14 protein-coding genes are annotated in these 17,852 nt (G+C 67.7%); 8 read left to right on the plus strand and 6 right to left on the minus strand.

The features are described 5' to 3' along the window. Window positions 1-167 precede the first annotated feature (167 nt). The 8 genes from H5J26_RS02420 to H5J26_RS31210 all read left to right on the plus strand — a co-directional run bounded on the left by H5J26_RS02420 (window position 168) and on the right by H5J26_RS31210 (window position 9,013). Entirely contained in the window at window positions 168-998 is an 831-nt protein-coding gene (locus H5J26_RS02420; protein ID WP_181763971.1) for a SigB/SigF/SigG family RNA polymerase sigma factor, read from the plus strand. 164 nt (window positions 999-1,162) lie between these two features. Continuing rightward, entirely contained in the window at window positions 1,163-2,443 is a 1,281-nt protein-coding gene (locus H5J26_RS02425) for an ATP-grasp domain-containing protein (RefSeq protein ID WP_181763972.1), read from the plus strand. A 12-nt stretch (window positions 2,444-2,455) separates the two neighbouring features. Beyond that, complete coding sequence (locus H5J26_RS02430; protein ID WP_181763973.1) at window positions 2,456-4,480, plus strand: CocE/NonD family hydrolase; 2,025 nt, start codon at window positions 2,456-2,458, stop codon at window positions 4,478-4,480. Window positions 4,481-4,886: 406 nt separating this feature from the next. Then, window positions 4,887-5,567 (plus strand): GAF and ANTAR domain-containing protein, encoded by a 681-nt coding sequence (locus H5J26_RS02435; RefSeq protein ID WP_235980350.1) that lies wholly within the window; start codon window positions 4,887-4,889, stop codon window positions 5,565-5,567. Between the two features lie 78 nt (window positions 5,568-5,645). Beyond that, window positions 5,646-6,395 (plus strand): GAF and ANTAR domain-containing protein, encoded by a 750-nt coding sequence (locus H5J26_RS02440; RefSeq protein ID WP_181763975.1) that lies wholly within the window; start codon window positions 5,646-5,648, stop codon window positions 6,393-6,395. Between the two features lie 61 nt (window positions 6,396-6,456). Then, window positions 6,457-7,089, plus strand: a complete 633-nt coding sequence (locus H5J26_RS02445; RefSeq protein WP_181763976.1) for a GAF and ANTAR domain-containing protein — start codon at window positions 6,457-6,459, stop codon at window positions 7,087-7,089. Between the two features lie 460 nt (window positions 7,090-7,549). Further along, window positions 7,550-8,320 carry a M15 family metallopeptidase gene (locus tag H5J26_RS02450; RefSeq protein ID WP_181763977.1) on the plus strand — a complete coding sequence of 257 codons (771 nt, stop codon included), beginning with the start codon at window positions 7,550-7,552 and terminating at the stop codon, window positions 8,318-8,320. A 564-nt stretch (window positions 8,321-8,884) separates the two neighbouring features. Then, window positions 8,885-9,013: a DUF6408 family protein gene (locus H5J26_RS31210; RefSeq protein ID WP_235980347.1), complete on the plus strand. Its 129-nt coding sequence runs from the start codon at window positions 8,885-8,887 to the stop codon at window positions 9,011-9,013. Window positions 9,014-9,069: 56 nt separating this feature from the next. On the opposite strand, the gene H5J26_RS02455 is transcribed toward H5J26_RS31210, so the two are convergent. From H5J26_RS02455 to H5J26_RS02480, 6 genes are all read right to left on the minus strand, one after another. Beyond that, window positions 9,070-11,184, minus strand: a complete 2,115-nt coding sequence (locus tag H5J26_RS02455; RefSeq protein ID WP_210770931.1) for a DUF2075 domain-containing protein — start codon at window positions 11,182-11,184, stop codon at window positions 9,070-9,072. Between the two features lie 223 nt (window positions 11,185-11,407). Continuing rightward, a complete protein-coding gene (locus H5J26_RS02460; RefSeq protein WP_181763979.1) occupies window positions 11,408-13,297 on the minus strand; it encodes a DUF2075 domain-containing protein in 1,890 nt (629 codons plus the stop codon). Window positions 13,298-14,049: 752 nt separating this feature from the next. Beyond that, on the minus strand, window positions 14,050-15,399 hold the full coding sequence (locus H5J26_RS02465; RefSeq protein WP_181763980.1) for a class I SAM-dependent RNA methyltransferase: 1,350 nt from the start codon (window positions 15,397-15,399) through the stop codon (window positions 14,050-14,052). A 140-nt stretch (window positions 15,400-15,539) separates the two neighbouring features. After that, window positions 15,540-16,292, minus strand: a complete 753-nt coding sequence (locus H5J26_RS02470) for an aspartate/glutamate racemase family protein (RefSeq protein WP_181763981.1) — start codon at window positions 16,290-16,292, stop codon at window positions 15,540-15,542. Between the two features lie 146 nt (window positions 16,293-16,438). After that, on the minus strand, window positions 16,439-16,921 hold the full coding sequence (locus tag H5J26_RS02475) for a MarR family winged helix-turn-helix transcriptional regulator (protein ID WP_181763982.1): 483 nt from the start codon (window positions 16,919-16,921) through the stop codon (window positions 16,439-16,441). Window positions 16,922-16,979: 58 nt separating this feature from the next. Beyond that, window positions 16,980-17,834, minus strand: a complete 855-nt coding sequence (locus H5J26_RS02480) for an alpha/beta fold hydrolase (protein WP_181763983.1) — start codon at window positions 17,832-17,834, stop codon at window positions 16,980-16,982. Between the last annotated feature and the right edge of the window lie 18 nt (window positions 17,835-17,852).

Consider the following 17,852-nt stretch of genomic DNA (forward strand, 5'->3'; position numbering starts at 1 on the left):
GGCTGCGTGTTTGAGTCCGCACACCGGGGTCATACGGATCCGCAGTGCTTCGGACAGCAGGCACATCCGCGGGAGACGAACCGGCCTTGAGCTGGGATCTCCTCAGGCTGTGCAGCGTCCTCCCGCGAACTCCTCGATCCGCAGTTCTCCGGGAGGGATGCAGTCCCATGAGCGTGACGCCACTTCGTTCTCAGCCCCGGCATTCCCACGACGACGCCCCCGACACGGCCGCCGACTTCGAGAGGCTGGCGGCCCTGCCGCCCGGCCCGGAGGCAGACGAGCTCCGCGAGAAGCTCGTGTCGGCGTGGCTGCCGATGGCGCACCGCCTTGCCCGCAAGTTCCGCAACCGCGGTGAGCCGCTGGAAGACCTCGAACAGGTCGCCGCGCTCGGGCTGTTCAAGGTGGTGGACCGCTACGACCCTCACCGGGGAGTGGCATTCGAGAGCTTCGCGATTCCCACCGTCATCGGCGAACTGAAGCGCCACTTCCGTGACTACACGTGGGACGTGCACGTGCCCCGCCGCGTGCAGAACCTGCGCAACCAGGTCCGTACGAGCATCCGGGCCCTCAGCACCGGCCTCGACTCCCGGCAGCCGACGGTGGCCCAGGTCGCCGAGCACAGCGGCCTGTCGGAGGAAGACGTACAACTAGGCCTGGAGGCGCTGGGCAGCTACAAGTCGCTCTCCCTGGACGCACCCGCGGGAGGAAGCGAAGAGGACGGCTTCGCGCTGCTGGACGGCATGGGACGCACGGAGCCCGGCTTCGAACTGACGGAGTGGCGCGAGACCGTCAAGCCCCTCCTGCGCCGCCTGCCCGACCGCGAGCGCCGAATCCTCTATCTGCGGTTCTTCCGTGGTCAGACGCAGTCCCAGATCGCCGAGCAGCTCGGCTGCTCCCAGATGCACATCTCACGCCTCATCTCCCGGACGTGCGAGCACCTGCGCCGCGAAGCGGAACGCGACCGGGCTGCTGAGGACGCCGAGTTGATCGCCGCGTGAGACAGGCGGCTCCGCCCGGCGACGCCGGGCGCTTGAACGGGATCCGCCCGGCTCCGTTGCTCGCCACGGCCGTGTAGCGAGCAGGAGCGGAACGGCGGTCCACATCTCGAACCAACGCACAGGACGGCAACATGAGAGCGCAAGAGAAGGGTACTGGGCGCGGCATGGCAAAGAGGCCGGAGAACATCTTCGTGCTGGGTCTCGACGAGCGAAATCGCGAGCTCCTGCACGACCTGCCCCAACTCGAGGCGTACCGCTTCCATGAACTCCTGGGGCAGGAAGAGCTCATGCAGGACGAATCCGTCCCGCTGCGCAGCCTGCTGGAGAAGGCGGAGAGCAGGCTGAACGCGTTCGACGGCCCGATCGACGCGATCGTGGGGTACTGGGACTTCCCGGTGAGCTCGATGGTGCCGATTCTGTGCGAGCGCTACGGTCTGCCGTCGGCCTCCTTGGAATCGGTCGTCAAGTGTGAGGACAAGTACTGGAGCCGGCTGGAGCAGCAGAAGGCCTGCGATGCCCACCCGGCGTTCGGTCTGGTGGACCTGGAGAACCCGAAGCCGCCGCCGGGAGTGAATTTCCCGATGTGGGTCAAGCCGGTGAAGGCCTTCTCCTCGGAGCTGGCGTTCAAGGTGGAGGACGCCGAGCAGTTCGACGACGCGATCGCCCGGATCCGGGAGGGCGTCGGCAGGATCGGTGAGGCGTTCGACTACGTGCTGTCGATGCTGGACCTTCCGCCGGACGTAGCGGAGGCGGGCGGCCAGGCGGCCTGTCTGGCCGAGGAGGAGATCTCCGGCCAGGAACTCACCGTGGAGGGCTACTGCCACGACGGCGAGGTTCACGTCTACGGGGTGATCGACTCCGTGCTGTACCCCGACACGTCGAGCTTCCTGCGGTACCAGTACCCGTCCCGGGTTCCGGACGAGATCGCCGACCGGCTGGCGGACATCTCCAGCCGGGTCATCCGGCAGATCGGTCTGAACAACTCGACGTTCAACATCGAGTACTTCTGGGACCCCGAGCAGGACCAGCTCAACATCGTGGAGGTCAATCCGCGGCTGTCGCAGTCGCACGCCCCGCTGTTCGAGTACGTCGACGGTGTGCCCAACCACGAATGCCTGATCCGCCTCGCGCTCGGCCGGGATCCGCAACTGCCGTACCGCAAGGGCCCGTACAAGCACGCCGCGAAGTGGTTCCTGCGGCACTTCTCGGACGCCTACGTACGCCGCGTCCCGAGCGGGAGCGACATATCCCGGGTCGAGCGGGAGGTTCCCGACACCATTGTCGACATCACCGCCGAGGAAGGGCAGCGGCTGTCGGACCTGACGCTCCAGGACAGCTACAGCTACGAATTGGCGGCCTTCCACATCGGAGCCGACGACGAAGCCGGGCTCGAAGAGAAGTACCAGCGCTGCCTGGAACTTCTGCCATTCGAATTCGACGAGTAGGAGACACCCAGAATGAGGGAGGTCAGCGCCTCGACGCAGACCGTCCAGGAGGAGGAGCACGTCTGGATCCCCATGCGGGACGGGACGCGGCTGGCCGGCCGCATCTGGCGGCCGGTCGCCTCCGACACCGACCCGGTGCCGGGAATCCTGGAGTTCATCCCCTATCGCAAGCGTGATCTGACCGCCGTACGGGACTCGATCCACCACCCGTACATGGCCGGCCACGGCTACGCATGCGTGCGAGTGGATCTGCGCGGGAGCGGGGATTCCGAGGGCGTGCTCGCCGACGAGTACCTCGAGGAGGAGTTCCGCGACGGCGAGGACATCCTCCAGTGGGTGGCCGAGCAGCCCTGGTGCAACGGCCGCACCGGAATGATGGGCATCTCCTGGGGCGGCTTCAACGCCCTTCAGCTCGCCGCGCGCCGGCCCCCGGGCCTCGGCGCCGTCGCCGCGCTGAGCTTCAGCGACGACCGCTATGCCGACGACGTGCACTACATGGGCGGGTGCCTGCTCAGCGACAACCTGTCATGGGCGTCGACCATGCTCGCCTACATCTCCTGCCCGCCCGACCCGCAGGTGGTCGGTTCCCGATGGCGGGAGATGTGGTACGAGCGCCTCGACGGGATGAGCCCTTGGCTGGCCGAGTGGCTGACCCATCAACGTCGCGACGACTACTGGCGCCACGGCTCCGTGTGCGAGGACTACTCCGACATCGAGTGCCCGGTCCTCGCGGTCAGCGGCTGGGCCGACGGCTACTCCAACGCCGTCTTCCGCTTGATGGAGGAGCTCGACGTGCCCCGGCGGGGGCTGATCGGCCCGTGGTCGCACAAATACCCGCACCTCGGCCAGCCGGGACCCGCCATCGGCTTCCTGCAGGAACTCGTCCGCTGGTGGGATCACTGGCTCAAGGACGAGGACAACGGCGCGATGGACGGGCCCATGCTGTGCACGTGGATGCAGGAGAGCATGCCGCCGTCCACGGCCTACGACGAGCGTCCCGGACGCTGGGTGGGCGAACCCGGTTGGCTCTCACCGCACGTCGAACGCGTGCAGCACCCTCTGGGCGACCACCGGATCGGCAAGGCCGACGAGAAGCTCAGCTCGCCGCCGCTGAACGTGCAGTCGCCGCTGTCGGTAGGCCAGTTCGCTGGAAAGTGGTGCTCCTACAACGCACCTCCGGACCTGCCCTACGACCAGCGGGAAGAAGACGGCGGCTCGCTGGTCTTCGACAGCGAACCGTTGAAGGAACGCTGCGAGATCCTCGGTGCGCCGGTCCTGCACGCGACGCTGGAAGTGGACCGTCCCGTGGCGATGGCGGCGGTCCGGCTGTCCGACGTGTCGCCGGACGGACGCGCGACGCGGGTGACGTACGGGCTGCTCAATCTCACTCACCGCAACGGGCACGCCGAGCCGGAAGTCCTGGTGCCGGGTGAGCGCTACCAGGTCAGCGTGCAACTCAACGGCGTGGCCCAAGCGTTCCCGGCGGGTCACCGGATCCGCATCGCGCTGTCGACGTCCTACTGGCCGCTGGCCTGGCCGCCGCCCGAGCCGGTGCTGATGACGGTGCATCCGGAGGAGAGCACGCTCGAACTGCCGATCCGCCCGATCTCCGAACCCGACGAGCTGCCGACGCCGCTGTTCGGCGAGCCCGAAGGCGCGCCGCCGCTGTCGAGCGAAGTGGTCCGGCCCGGAGAGCAGCGCTGGACGGTCTCGCGTGATCTCGTCGACTACGGGTCCGCTCTGGAAGTCGTGAAGGATCTCGGCGTCACGTACATGGAGGACATCGACCTCACGCTGACCCGCAGCAGCCGCGAGCGCTACACCTGGACCGGGGACGACTTCGACTCCGTGGCCGGGGACATCGAGTGGGTCATGGGCTTCGCCCGCGACGACTGGGACGTGCGCACCACGACGCGTACGAGGCTGACATCCGACTCGTCGAACTTCTATCTGCACGCCACGATGGACGCCTACGAGGGCGCCCGCCGCGTGCGCTCCCGCAACTGGGAGTGGACGATTCCCCGTGATGGCGTCTAGGAGCCCGAGCGCGGTGCTTCCTTCGCGCCACCGGACCACGGCGCCACCCGGTGCCTTCCGGTGGCGCAGCACCGCGTCACGGTCGATCACGACTCCCGGTGACGCTTCCGTCGCCGACGGCCAGGAACTGGTCGAGCTCGTCCCTTGTATACGGGGAGGGGGACCCAGATCATGGCGGTAGTCTGCAACGGTCTGCAACGGCCCCCGTACGGGCCCCGGGGTATGACTGTGGTCGCCGGGGTCGACTTGCCGGCTTCCTGGGAGATCATTGGCAGGGAGCAGCAAGTGTGGGAGGTGAAGCACGGTGCGAACAGGTTGGGGCTCCTCAGCAGAGGACCCCGGCGAACCTGAGAGCTGGAAACAGTCCGCGAGTGACAGTGCGCAATGGCGTGACTTCATGGCGGAGATGACCACTCAGGGGGCGACTGCGGCGGAGCTTCCGCCGCGCTTGTGCAGTGCGTGTGTCCGGTTGCTTCCCGTAGCGGGAGCCTCCATCTCCATAGTCGGCAGCGAAGGCTCCCCCGTGACCCTGTGCGCCAGCGACGGGGTGGCTGCGCGCCTGGCGGAGATCCAGTACACGCTGGGTGAAGGGCCGTGCCGCTATGCCACGCAAGTGAAGGCACCCGTCCTGGCCGGCGATCTGACAGACGGTCCGGATTCGCGGCGGTGGCCGCTGTTCGCCCGAGAGGCAGTGGCTGCGGGGGCGAGCGCCGTCTTCTCGTTCCCTCTGAGCCAGGGCGGCAGCGTGCTGGGAACGATGGACCTGTACGACCCCGTTCCGCGCCGCCTGGCTGATCGCTACATCCCCGTGGCCCTCCGGGCGGCTGAGGCCGTCACGCTTGCCCTCGGGACGCTGCACCACGAGCAGTCCACTGGGAGCGAGGCAGGAGTAGCCTGGTTCTTGCAGGCTGAAGCCAATCATGAAGAGGTCTACAGAGCGGCCGGCATGCTGATGGTGCGGCTGGGCGTAGGGGCCGACGAGGCAATGGCCAGGCTCCGGGCCCGGGCTTTCTCGCTGGATAGAACCGTCACTGAGGTAGCCAAGGACATCGTCAATCGTACGGACGACTTCGGTGCCAGTGATTGAGGCCCCTTTCTCAGCATGCGCGACAGGAGACCATCCCCAATGAGCCGCGAGACCCGGGTAAGCAGGGCCTTTGTTGCCTTGGCCGATACCCTCACCGAAGACTTCGATCCGCTGGCGCTCTTCCAGCGGTTGATAGACCACTGCACCGCGCTGCTCGCAGTGGACGCGGCCGGCGTGATGATGGAGGACGCACGGGGCAGCCTCCGGACGATGGCGGCCTCCAGCGAGGAGGCCGTCCTGCTGGAGCTGCTCCAGCTGCAGAACAACTCCGGTCCCTGCCTCAAGAGTTACTACGAGCGGCGCCGCATCGACGTCCCTGACCTGGCAAAGGAGCGGGAACGCTGGCCGGAGGTGGTGCCGTACGCCCTCGGGGCCGGATTCGCGTCGATGTTCACCCTGCCGTTGCGGCTGCACGAGCATGTCGTGGGCACGGTCAACCTCTTCCGCACCGAGAAGGGGTCACTGCCGGCAGACGATCAGGTTCTGGCACAGGGGCTGGCTGATGCGACCGTGCTGGCGCTGGTGCAGTGGTCGACGGAGCCGTCGCGTGCCGACGACCTCCTGACCAGGATGCAGAGCGTGATCGCGGCGAAGGCCTCGCTGGAGATGGCCAAGGGGATCCTCGCGGAGCACGGCGACGTCTCGTTCCCCACGGCCGCACGCACACTGCGCACCTACGCCCAGCGACGGGGCGCGCGCCTCGTCGACATCGCTGACGCGCTCACCTCCAGGAACCTCGCTCCTGATGTCGTGTTCGCCGACGAGCCGGCTCACGGGGCAGGCTCAAGCATCGCGGGCACCGAAGGGAGCGGCAGTGTCGGAGGCTGAGGAAACGTCGACGGCAGCTTCCTCAAGACCGGCAGGGAAGCTGCGCTCCCAACACTCGTCCGTGGGTGCCCTGCAGGAGGTGGTGGCCTCTGCCACCACGCTCGTGCAGGGCACCGACTACGCCGGAGTATCGGTCCTGAGCAGGAACAACCAGTTCGAAAGCCCGGCCTATACCAACGACTTGGTCCGGCAGATCGATCTGCTTCAGCAGGAGACCGGTGAAGGGCCCTGCCTCGAAGCCATGGACGACGATGAAGAATTTCTGATCATCACCGACATGGAACGCGAGGAACGCTGGCCACGCTTCGCCCGGCGCGCCCACCAACTCGGCATCCGCTCCATGCTCTCGTGCCGGCTCCTCACCGAGCACGGCACCCGCGGAGCGCTGAACCTGCACGCGCGAGAGGCAGGGGCCTTCAACGAGACCGCAGCGGAGACGGCTGCGGTGTTCGCCGTGCACGCCTCTTCCGTACTCACGCAGGTGCTGCTGATCGAGTCCCTCAACACGGCCGTCCAAAGCCGTAAGCACATCGGTGAAGCGACGGGCATCCTCATGGAACGTCATGGGATCCCCTCCGAAGAGGCGTTCTCGATGCTCGTGCGTGCCTCACAGAACTCGAACACCAAGCTGCGGGAGATCGCCGAACGTCTCGTGGCCACACGGATTTTTCCGCCCCCATCGGGCACTCCCTGAGAGCTGATCACGTCTCGTCCTGAATCGGAGGCGTGTGGATTCAACTGGGGGGTAGTGGACACGCAGGCTGCGATGAACCCGGGTTCCACAGCAGCTCAGGTCTCATCGGTTCAAAACAGCAGCCGATGAGGCCGCCTTCAACTCGGGACGGATGAGTGCCGGGGTCTCGACGGCCGATGCGCCAGGTTGCGTTGTCTCCAGTGGCCACGTTGTCTCCACTGTTCGAAGACGTCGGGGTTGTCTCCAGTGTTCGAAGACGTCGGGCATCGCGGGACTGCCTGCTCGTCGGTCCGGCTGCGACCACCTCGCATGTGATGACCGAGGCGGATTCAGCCTGACTTGAACACCCGCTGACGGGTTTTCACCGTTTCTTGACGCGTTCTTGACAAGAACATGCGAATGCGGCCAATCTCAAGCCTCTCTATCCGGTGCCCCACTGTTCAAGGAGAGGCAACCCCACATGAGTTCACGTTCTGCCAGAGCGCTGCTGTCGGTGCTGACGGGCGCGGGCCTGATGTTCGCCGTCCCCGCCGCCACGCCCGCTTTCGCGAGCTCCGCACCCGTCGCTGCCGCTGAGGCGACCGTCACCGACGGTTGCTACACCTGGAGCGGGGCGCTCAGCGAGGGCGCGTCCGGTGAAGCAGTACGGCAGCTGCAGATCAGGGTCGCCGGCTACCCGGGGAGCGGCAGCCAGCTGGCCATCGACGGGCAGTTCGGCCCGGGCACCAAGGCCGCGGTGCAGCGCTTCCAGTCGGCCTACGGCCTGTCCGCCGACGGCGTCGCGGGCGCGGCGACCTTCAACAAGATCTACGAGCTGCAGGACGACGACTGCTCCCCGGTCAACTTCACCTACGGCGAGCTGAACAACTGCAACTCCGACTGGTCCGGCGGCAAGGTCAGCGCCGCCACGGCCCGCGCCAACGCCCTCGTCACCATGTGGAAGCTCCAGGCCATGAGGCACGCCATGGGCGACAAGCCGATCACGGTCAACGGCGGCTTCCGCAGCGTCGCCTGCAACAGCTCGGTCGGAGGCGCGGCCAACAGCCGCCACATGTACGGGCACGCGGCCGACCTCGGCGCCGGCTCGCAAGGCTTCTGCGCCCTGGCGCAGGCGGCCCGCAACCACGGCTTCACGGAGATCCTCGGCCCGGGCTACCCCGGTCACGACGACCACACCCACGTCGCGGGCGGCGACGGCCGGTTCTGGTCGGCCCCCAGCTGCGGCATCTGAGCCGAAGGGCCGCCTGGCGGTTCGATGTCGCGACGCCTGACGGCCGCGACTGCTGATGTGCCCCTGTTGCAGACATGGTCTGCAACAGGGGCACATCAGCGAGATGCCAGGTCAGTCAGCCCCGCTTCGCCACCGGCTCCAGGATCGCCACGCACTCCATGTGGTGCGTGGTCGGGAGCCCTGCACGAAGAACGAGACAGGCAGGTGCGCGGTTCAAGTTGGGCTCGTGGATCCCGTTGACGAAGAAGCGGGGTCACTGTCGGTTCGGCAGGCACCGATGCCGACAGCGGTACACCGACGCTGCCGAGATGAACCACCGAGGGCGCCACGCCTCCGGCATGCGTCCGTCGGCCGGGCAACGTCAAGAAATGGGATCACGGTCAACTCACGTGTGTACTAGTGTTGTTGACGCTGCGCACCTTCCCGGAGGGTACGTCGGCGGTGTTCAAGTGCCGGTCCTCGACCGTGACTGACGAGTGGTTTCCAGCGCGTGCTTCACGCGGTGTGAGTGCGGGGCCCGGCAGGGCCCCCTGCCATTCCAGCTCACGCCCAGGAGTGGTCCGTATGAACCCCGTGGAGTACAAGCCTGCACGTCGTAGCCAGCTTCGCAAGTTTCTGGCCGACGTCGCCGTAGGCGTCATCGCGAATCTCGTGGTGATGGCCCTTATCGCGGCAGCACACCTGGTCTTCTGACCCAGGCGTGTGGCGGGTCCGGAGAGCCCGCCACACCGAATTGCCCGAAACTCCGGTCAGAACAGCTTCGGATCCGCTTCCCGTGAGCGCGACTTCTTCCTGTTGCGGGGACGCTTCCCCCTCCGCGGCCGGGAAACGTGCGGTATGCGTGCCTCCTGCGGCAGGTTCTCCCAGGTGGGGCGCAGTCCTTGGACGTCGACCGTGCCGACCAACTCCTTCAGGTAGTCGCGGGTCTCTTCATCCGTGGAATAGAGCACGGTTGCACGGCTCGCACGGGTCATCAACACGTGGTACGCATGACGGACGAGACGGGCGAACTCGTCCTCGTCGACGCTGCCGGCCTTCACCTTCGGATCGAACGAACCTGGTTCTGCAACGCGCTTGACCCCCTTTTCGGGACCCGCGCAGTGCTTGCCCCTGCGGAAGACCCACCGGTCGCCCCGACGCACCATGTCATCGCCCATGATCACGCCGCACCAGTCCCATTCGAGGCCCTGCGCCGTGTACACACAGCCGACCTGGTCGAGGCCGTTCTCATGCACGGACCAGATCTTTGACGGCGGTGCGCCGTTCTCGCAGAAGGATTCGCTGTACGCATTCCACGGACGGTGCCAATCACCTATGCGGACATCGGGCTCAAGCCTCTTCTCCTCCCCGAGCGGCTTCGTCCAAGGCCAGCAGTAACCCGCGACCATCCGGGCAGACGCCCCGGCCATGGCTTCGGTGCGGATGACCCGTTCCATCTCCTCCGGACTGTCCACCACTTCGACGTGCATGAGTCCGTCCTGTCTCCACTCCTCAGGCTTCTCGTCCGCCACCCCGAGCACCCCGCGTACCCAGCGGATGTAGGCGTCGCTGCCGCCGCAACGGAACTGCTCCCGGAGTCTGTGCCGCTGGAGGTGAGCGCCGTGCCGCTCGGCCGCGTCCTCGATCAGCTTCACTGTCCCGACCTCGTTGGGCCGCACGGACTGTCCCTCGTCCAGGAAAAAGACCGTCAGATGCGAGGCAGCGAGGAGCTCGTCCACCTGCGGTCCTGTGCCCTGCTGTTCCGGCTTCCAGAAGCGGTTGGTCGAGCGGTTCCGCAAACGGTGGGCCTCGTCGCAAATCAGCACGTCCACAGGAGGATCCGGCGGAGTGACGAACTGGCTGAAGTAGGTGAAGCTCTCCCTGAACTGCCGGTCGCCGTATCCGACGTGTTCCTGGAGCGCACCGTTGAAGGCCCTGCTGCCGCTGGCGTACTTCACGGACCGCCCCTGCGCCTCGAACTCCGCCTTGAGCTGGAGGCCGACGGCGCTTTTGCCGGTGCCGGCGCCGCCGGTCACCAGGAAGACCACCCGCCGCTCGTCCGGCACCAGGGCAGGGTGGCAGGGGTCCGGGAGCACTTGAGAGGCCGTGCCCAGGATCTGATCGGCGAGCACCTTCTGCCGCCCCCGCAGCGTGAATACCGTGTCCTCACCGCGCGACGAGATCATCGCATCGAGCAGGGGCGTGTTGCGCAACCCCATGCTCCTCAAGAGAGCCTCGGCCTCCGAGGCACCGCCCTCTTCGGCGAAGCTCTCCCGCAGATCGGCCATCAGCCGGGCACGGCCGTCGTTCGTGTACACCCGGGCGTAAGGGCCGGTGGGCGCATCGATGCCAGTCAGGGGCTGCACGGAATCGTCCGTGGCGTTGTGCAGGTAGGCGAATCCACCGCATTCGAACTCGATCCCGTTCATGGGCCCTCTGTCGCCCGTGAAAGCCTCGTAGTACTCCCGCAGTTGGAGAGCCGGATGCTTTTTCTTCTCTCCGATGCCCGGTACATGCACCAGGTCCGCAGTGGCCTGTTCCACCCTGGTCACCAGCGACCAGCGCTTCAACTCGACGAGCTGCACGGACGGCCGGGCCTCTTGCGGATGTCGGCCCACGAGCACGACGTCGATGAGCCGAGGATCACTCCGGCTTTCGGTCTCATCGAGGGTGGCGGCGCATTCGACGATCATCTCTACATTGCCTCGACCGGCGGCAACCAGGTCGTTGGCAAGGCTCACCAGGCTCTCCGCCCAGGCGGAACGCTCCGTCAGTGAGGCGTCCGAGCCTCGGAAGTGCCGCCATCTGTGAGCGAGGTACGGCACCATGTGCCGCCTTGAGTTCATGGTGAGCAGATCCTGCGCTGCCAACTTCAGCAGGAGCATGGACACGAGGTGGTTCCCCCAGGGCACGAGTGATTCGTGCGGGTGGGGGCATGTCCTCGTGTGGGGAAGCCCGTCGGGCCGCAATCGGTTCCGGAGATCTTAGGCAATGAGCCGGTTGCCGAGGAACGACGGCAAGGCTGTCGGCGCGAACCACAGGGGTCGTGGCTGAATCGCGGTGTAGAGGCGCCGGCTCGGATCCTCCTGCCGGAACCAGGGCGCGCCGTCAGGCCATGGCAGTGTCCCGCTCCAGACTTCGGCCCACCAGCTCTCGCAGCTTCTCCCGGGTCTCCGGGTCCGTCGAGTACACGAGCGTGCCGATCATGCCCCGGGTCAGCAGCACCTTGTAGGTGTTGCGAATGAGACGGTCCACGTCGGCGTCCGGTGTGGACCGCTTGAAGATGGGATCCTTGGACGCCGTGCGGTCCGTGACCCACCGGTCTCCGCGCCAGACCAGGTCGGGCCCGATGATGACGCCGGACCAGTCGTACTCGAAGCCCTGGGCGGTGTAGACGCAGCCGACCTGTCCGAAACCTGCGGGGTCGGTCGCCCATAGCGCTGCCGGGGGCGCACCCGAGACGGCTCGGTCGCCGCGCACGTTCCAGGGGCGAGCCCAGTCGCCGATGACGACGTCGAGCGGCAGCGACTCCCCGGGCTCGGGCTCCTCAGACCAACGCCAGCAATAGCCGGCGGACATACGAGCGCTGTAGTTCTGGGCGCGGCAACCGTCGAGGAAGCCTTCCATCTCCTGCGGACTGTCGGCGACCAACAACTGCATGCGATCGTCCGGCTCCCAAACCACCGGGCCGCCGGGTTCCAGGCCGAGTCCTCGTACCACCCAGCGCAGATAAGCGTCGCTGCCGCCACAACGGAACTGGCTCTCCAGCGGCACGACATGGCAGTCCAGGCCCTTTGCCGTCGCGGCGGCCTTGATCTCGTCCACAGTGCCCATCTCGCCAGGCCGTACCACCTGGTGTTCATCGAGCAGAAACACGGGAACGCGGGCGACGTCGATGAGTTCGTCGATCTGCCGCCTACCGGTGCGGTGGGCTGCGGGCGTGTAGCGGTTGGCGGAGGTCTCACGGATGCGGTGGGCCTCGTCGCAGATCAGGACGTCAAGGGAGTTCTTCTCCGTGGTCATGAAGCTGTTGAAGTACTTGAACAGCTCCTGCACCGCACGCTTGCGGGTACCCGCGACCTTCCGCATCGTCTTGGTGAACGACTGGGAGCCGGTGGCGTGCAGGGCCGGAACGCCCTGCCTGTACAGCTCACCGAGCAGGGAGAGCGCGATAACGCTCTTTCCGGTGCCGGGCCCGCCGGTGACGACCACGACTTCCTTGCAGTCGGACTGCTTCGCCCTACGCACGGCGTTGAGCACCGACCGGTAAGCGACCTGCTGTTCGTCGAGCAGGACGAACTGCTCGCGTTCACGCACCTCTTGGGCCGCGACCGCCATCAGCTGCTTCGACGGGACCGTCTTGCCCGCCAGGAGTTCGTCGGCCGAGCGGGCGCCCACGTGCTTGTCACTGAGTCTGGCTCGGAGGTGGTCGACGAACTCTCCGCGCTGCTCACCGCTGAACAACTGGCCGTAGCCGTCGAGGTCTGTCGCGCGCAGACCGCTGACGCCGAATTCGGTGGCGTTGTGGAGGAATGCCACACCGCTGATCCGGCCGGGGTGCTCGGCCACCGCCCCGTTGAAGTTGACGAGGTACTCGCAGTAGCGCCGCACCTGCTCGATGGGGTTGAGAACCGGATGCGTGTAGGCGTCGACGCGGCACAACGAAGGATCTTCCTCGTCAGGTTCGGCCTGACTCCACTGCTTCAACTCCACAACCACGAATGAGGATTCGCCCGTCATCGGGTGCACCCCGGCGAGCACGGCGTCTGCACGCTTGCTGTTCAGCGGCAGCGCGTACTCCAGCATGACCTCGACATCGCCCAGGCCCGCGTCGGTGAGTGCGGCCGTCAGCGCGGGGATGCTTCGCTCCCAGGAGCGCATTTCCGATGCACCCGGCCGGTAACCGTGCATGTGGACGAACTGCTCAGCAAGGTGGAGGTAGAGCGAGCCCTCGAGGGCCATGACAGCGACCGTTTTCGCGGACGCGCGGAACAGCAAGAACTTCCCCCAGGCAGCACGAAGTGACTCGTGCGGGTGGGGGCGTGTCCTTCGAACCTCCACCGCGGTGGAGCGGAAGCCCGTCGGGCCGCGTTGACGATCCGTTCGAGGATACCTGGCGGCGGTGCGAGCGGTGCCTGGGCTGCTGGGGCCGACCTGGATGCTTCTTCTGCATCGCGTTACACGCCCAGTGCCAGCGCCGCACCCACGGCGATCCGCCGCATCTGGGTCAGGACAGCAGGCGCGTATGGGTGGGCGTGATCTGCACCTCGAGGAAGCACAAATCATCAGGGGCGTGTCCGACCCATGCTGGATACGTAGTCGTATTTCACCAGTTCACTCACGCGACCAAGGGTGATGTCTGGGCAAAGCTCGCCCTTTCGGCCCCTTCTCTTGCCCGGTCTGCCGATGCGGCCTGCACACCTCGGGGAGGACCACACTCCGTATGGGGATGCCCGGCGCTGCCAGGAACTGCGGGTCCTGGCTGCGTCGGGACGTTGCCAGGTGGAGGACGGCATGACGCTGCTCGTACAGTCGCCCTGGCCGGGACGAACGTCGGTGCGTTGGGGCGGTCGTCTCTCGAACCGCACCCATTTCGCGCGTAATTCGGCGCTACCGAGGAAGCACGGGCGGCGGCCAGCCGACCCGCAGCGCCGTGCTTCCGGGAGACCGTCAGAAAGAGCGTCCCTTCAACACCAAGGCATTGCTTCCATCAGCCGCACTGCACCTCACGCACAAGCGAGACTTCGTACTCAGCCCCGCTTCGCCACCGGCTCCAAAATCGCCACGCACTCCATGTGGTGCGTCATCGGGAAGAGGTCGAAGGCGCGCAGGAAGCGCGGCACGTACCCCGCGGTCTTGAAGTAGCCCAAGTCCCGTGCCAGCGCGGCCGGATCGCACGCCACGTAGCCGATACGGCGCGGGCCCAGGCCGGCGATGTTCTGCACCGTCTGCTTGCCCGCGCCCGCGCGCGGCGGGTCCAGCACCACGAGGTCGGCCTCGGTGATGCCCGTACGGGGAAGCACCGACTCGACCTTGCCCTGTTCGATGCGGACCCGGTCGAAGTCGGACAGGTTGCGGCGGGCGTCCTCGACGGCACGCTTGGACGACTCGATGCCGAGTACGGCCCCCGCGTCGCCGACGCGGTCCGCGAGAGCGCCCGCGAAGAGGCCGACGCCGCAGTAGAGGTCCAGGGCCATCTCGCCCTTGCGCGGCGTGAGTCCGCGCATCAGCGCGTCCACGAGCAGTTCCGCGGACTGCGGGTGCACCTGCCAGAAGCCGCCCGCGCCGATGCGCCAGGTGCGGTCGTCTGCGCGCTCCCGCACGAAGTCACGCCCGTGCACGCGGTGCAGCGTCCCCTTGTCGGTGGCCTTCTCCCCCACCCTCAACACCGAGACCGGCTTGTCCAGTTCGACGAGAGGGAGGCGTCCGCCGGGCTTCGGCGTGAGCACCACCTGGCGGTCCTGGGAGCCGGTGGCCGCCGTCGCCTCGATGCCGGCGATCTGCGGCCATTCACGGCTTTCGATGCCGAGCTCCTCGATGCCCTCGGAGGCGATGAGGCAGTGGTCGACGGGCTCCACCTCGTGCGAGCGGTGCCGCCGCAGCCCTGCCCGTCCTTCGTCGTCCACCGCGAACTGCACGCGCGTACGCCACGCGGGCACCTCACCGGCGGGCACCTTGTCGCCGGGTGCGGGCTCGACGGTGCCGTCCCAGGAGACGTCCTCCGGGGTCATCCCGGCCAGGTGCTGAAGCTGTTCGGTGAGCACCTCGCCCTTCATCCGCCGCTGCGCACCGGGCTTGGCGTGCTGCCAGTCGCACCCTCCGCAGCGGCCGGGGCCGGAGAAGGGGCAGGGCGCGGGGATGCGGTCCTTGGAGGCGTCGAGGACCTCGACGGCGTCCGCGCGGAGGAAGCGGGAGTCCTCACGGCCTTCGGTGACGCGCGCGACGACGCGTTCGCCGGGCAGCGTGTGCCGTACGAACAGCACTCGTCCCGCTTCCGTGCGGGCGACGCAGTGTCCGCCGTGGGCGACGGGGCCGATCTCGACCTCGTACTCCTCACCGACGAGCGAGGGCGCGAGGGCATCTGCGGGTGCTTCGGGCATGGCGGGGACAGCTCCAGAGATACGAGATCAGCGGGTGCCCGGCGCAGAGGTTCGGACGGCGGAGCCGCGGGCCGGGCAGCCCCTCAGTCTACTTGCCGCAACGGGCACCCCCGTCCCCCCATTACCTGCCCCGTATCCGCTCAGTACCCTCCGCCCAGCAGGGCCCCCGCGCCAGGCACCATGGTCTTCAGGCCGAGGTCCGACAGGATGCGGTGCGCGGTGGCGGTCGCCGCGGACAGTACGGGCAGCCCTGAGGCGTCCTCCACGTGCTGTACGGCTGAGAGCGAAGGCATCTGCACGCAGGCGGAGAGCACGACGGCGTCCGCGCGGGCGAGATCGAGCCGGCGCCAGTGCTCGCGGAGGTCGCCGGGGTCGAGCCGGGCCACCGCGAGGTTGTCGGGCACCTCGAGGCTGAGGGAGTCGACGACCTCGGTCCCGGCGTCCTGGATGTAGTCGACGACCGTCTCCGTGAGCGGCTTCATGTACGGGGTGACGACCGCGACCCGCCTGGCTCCCAGTGCCTCGATGCCGCTGAGCAGCGCACCCGCGCTGGAGACGACCGGAACCTCGGCGTCCTGCCCCCGGAGTACGGAGGTGATCTCGTCCTCCGCGACGCAGTGGTGGCCGGGGCCCTGGGCCATGATCGCCACGAGGCAGGCGGTGGCGACGACGTCGGGACGGGCGTCGGCGAGCTCGAGGGTCGCCCGCTCCGTCTGGGCGTTCATGCCCTTCAGCTGCTCGGGGGTCACCTTCTGCATGCGCATCCGGCTGCTGTGGAAGACGAACCGGTCTTCGGGCAGTACCTCCTCGCGGGAGCGCATCATGCGCGGAAGCTCGGTCTCCATCGTCAGGTTGGAGCTGGGGACGATCATGCCTATGCGGTGGTCTGCCATCGGGGCCTCCAGGGTCTCCGGCGGATCGGCTGGTTCACGTCTCCGCCGCACACAGAGTTAATCCGAACACGTACTACTTGGTGGCGCAAGAGCCCCGGATGTCCTGCTCTCCGGGGCCCGGAACCGTTCAGCGGACACCGCCCAGGTCACCCCTGGCCGGACAGCCCCTCCCAGTGGTCGGCCAGCGCCGTCAGCTCCCGCATCAGCTGACTGCGCTCCGTGGTCGATCCGTACTGTTCCAGCAGTCGCTCGTCCAGTGCCCGCGCGCGGTCGTCGGCCTCCTGGAGCGCCCTCTCGCCGTCCTCGGTGAGGAAGAGCAGCTTGCGGCGGCCGTCGTCCGCGGCCGTCTTGCGGACGATGAGCCCCCGCCGCTCCAGCCGGCGGGCGACGTCCGCCATCGTGGAGGTGTCCAGCGCCACCGCGGAGGCCATCGCGCTCTGGTCCCGTCCGGGGGCGGCGTTCACGGCAGTGAGGACCGCGAACTGCGGGCCGGTCAGCGTCGGATCGACGCTGCGCACCCATGCCGCGAGATACGCCTGGTACAGACGGCGAACCTGGTAGCCGGGGGCTGCGAGCAGGGCTGCGGGCGGCGCTGCCGCACCCGGGGCCGGTGAGGTCTTGTCAGCCATGCAGCCCACTAAAGCACGGCCCCGGGAGGCGAGGTCGGTTGCGTCAGGCACCGGCTTCTCACCCGGCGAGCTGCGCGCTCAACGCCGAGCGCAGCGCGGCCAGAGCGGCGTCGGGGTTGTCCCAGAAGACCATGTGCCCGGCATCCGGAATGCCCGTCAGCCGCGCCCCGAGGTGCGTACGGGCGGCCTCCTTCACGCCTTCCGCGGTGACGACGGGGCTGTCCTTGCCGTAGAGCAGCTCCGTCGGACCGGGCACCGACGGCCACCAGGAGAAGAAGTCCTCCGACTCGAAGCTGTGGTGCGTCTCCGCGAGCGCTTCCTCGCCGCAGCTGGAGAGCCAGCGGGCACGCAACTCCTGTTCGCGGCGCGGCCATCGCGGCCAGGCGCGCGCGACCTCGTCCGCGTCGGTGCCGCGCACGGCCTGCTCCAGCTGTCCGAGGAAGGCGGCCAGCGTCGTCGGGTACGGGTCCCGGCCCGGGCCGCTCATCGGCGGATCGATCAGCACGGTGCCGCGCAGCGCCACCTTCGCGCGCACTGCCGCGACCGCCGCGATGCGGGCGCCCATCGAGTGGCCTGCCAGCAGCGGACGTTCGAGGCCGAGACCGGTCACCCATGCCTCGGTGTCCTCCGCGTACGCCTCCAGGTCGTAGCTGTCGCCGCTGTCGGAGAAGCCGCGCCCCCGGATGTCGGGGACGACCGGACGGACCAGGTCGGTGAGGCGGCGGGCGACGAAGTCCATGGTGACGGCGGGAGACGTGATGCCCGGCAGCAGCAGGAGCGGCACTCGGGACTCCCCCGCGGAGCCGTAGTCGAGGGCGTGCAGCCGCAGGGAGCCGGAGCGTATCCAGCGGCTGGTGGCGGGGACGTCGGCGAGATCGGCGAGGGCGGGCTGGGTGATGAACCGTTGTGGCATGCGGGTTCCTCGGGGTGG

The sequence above is a fragment of the Streptomyces albidus (ex Kaewkla and Franco 2022) genome, from assembly GCF_013870515.1.
GTDB lineage: Bacteria > Actinomycetota > Actinomycetes > Streptomycetales > Streptomycetaceae > Streptomyces > Streptomyces albidus.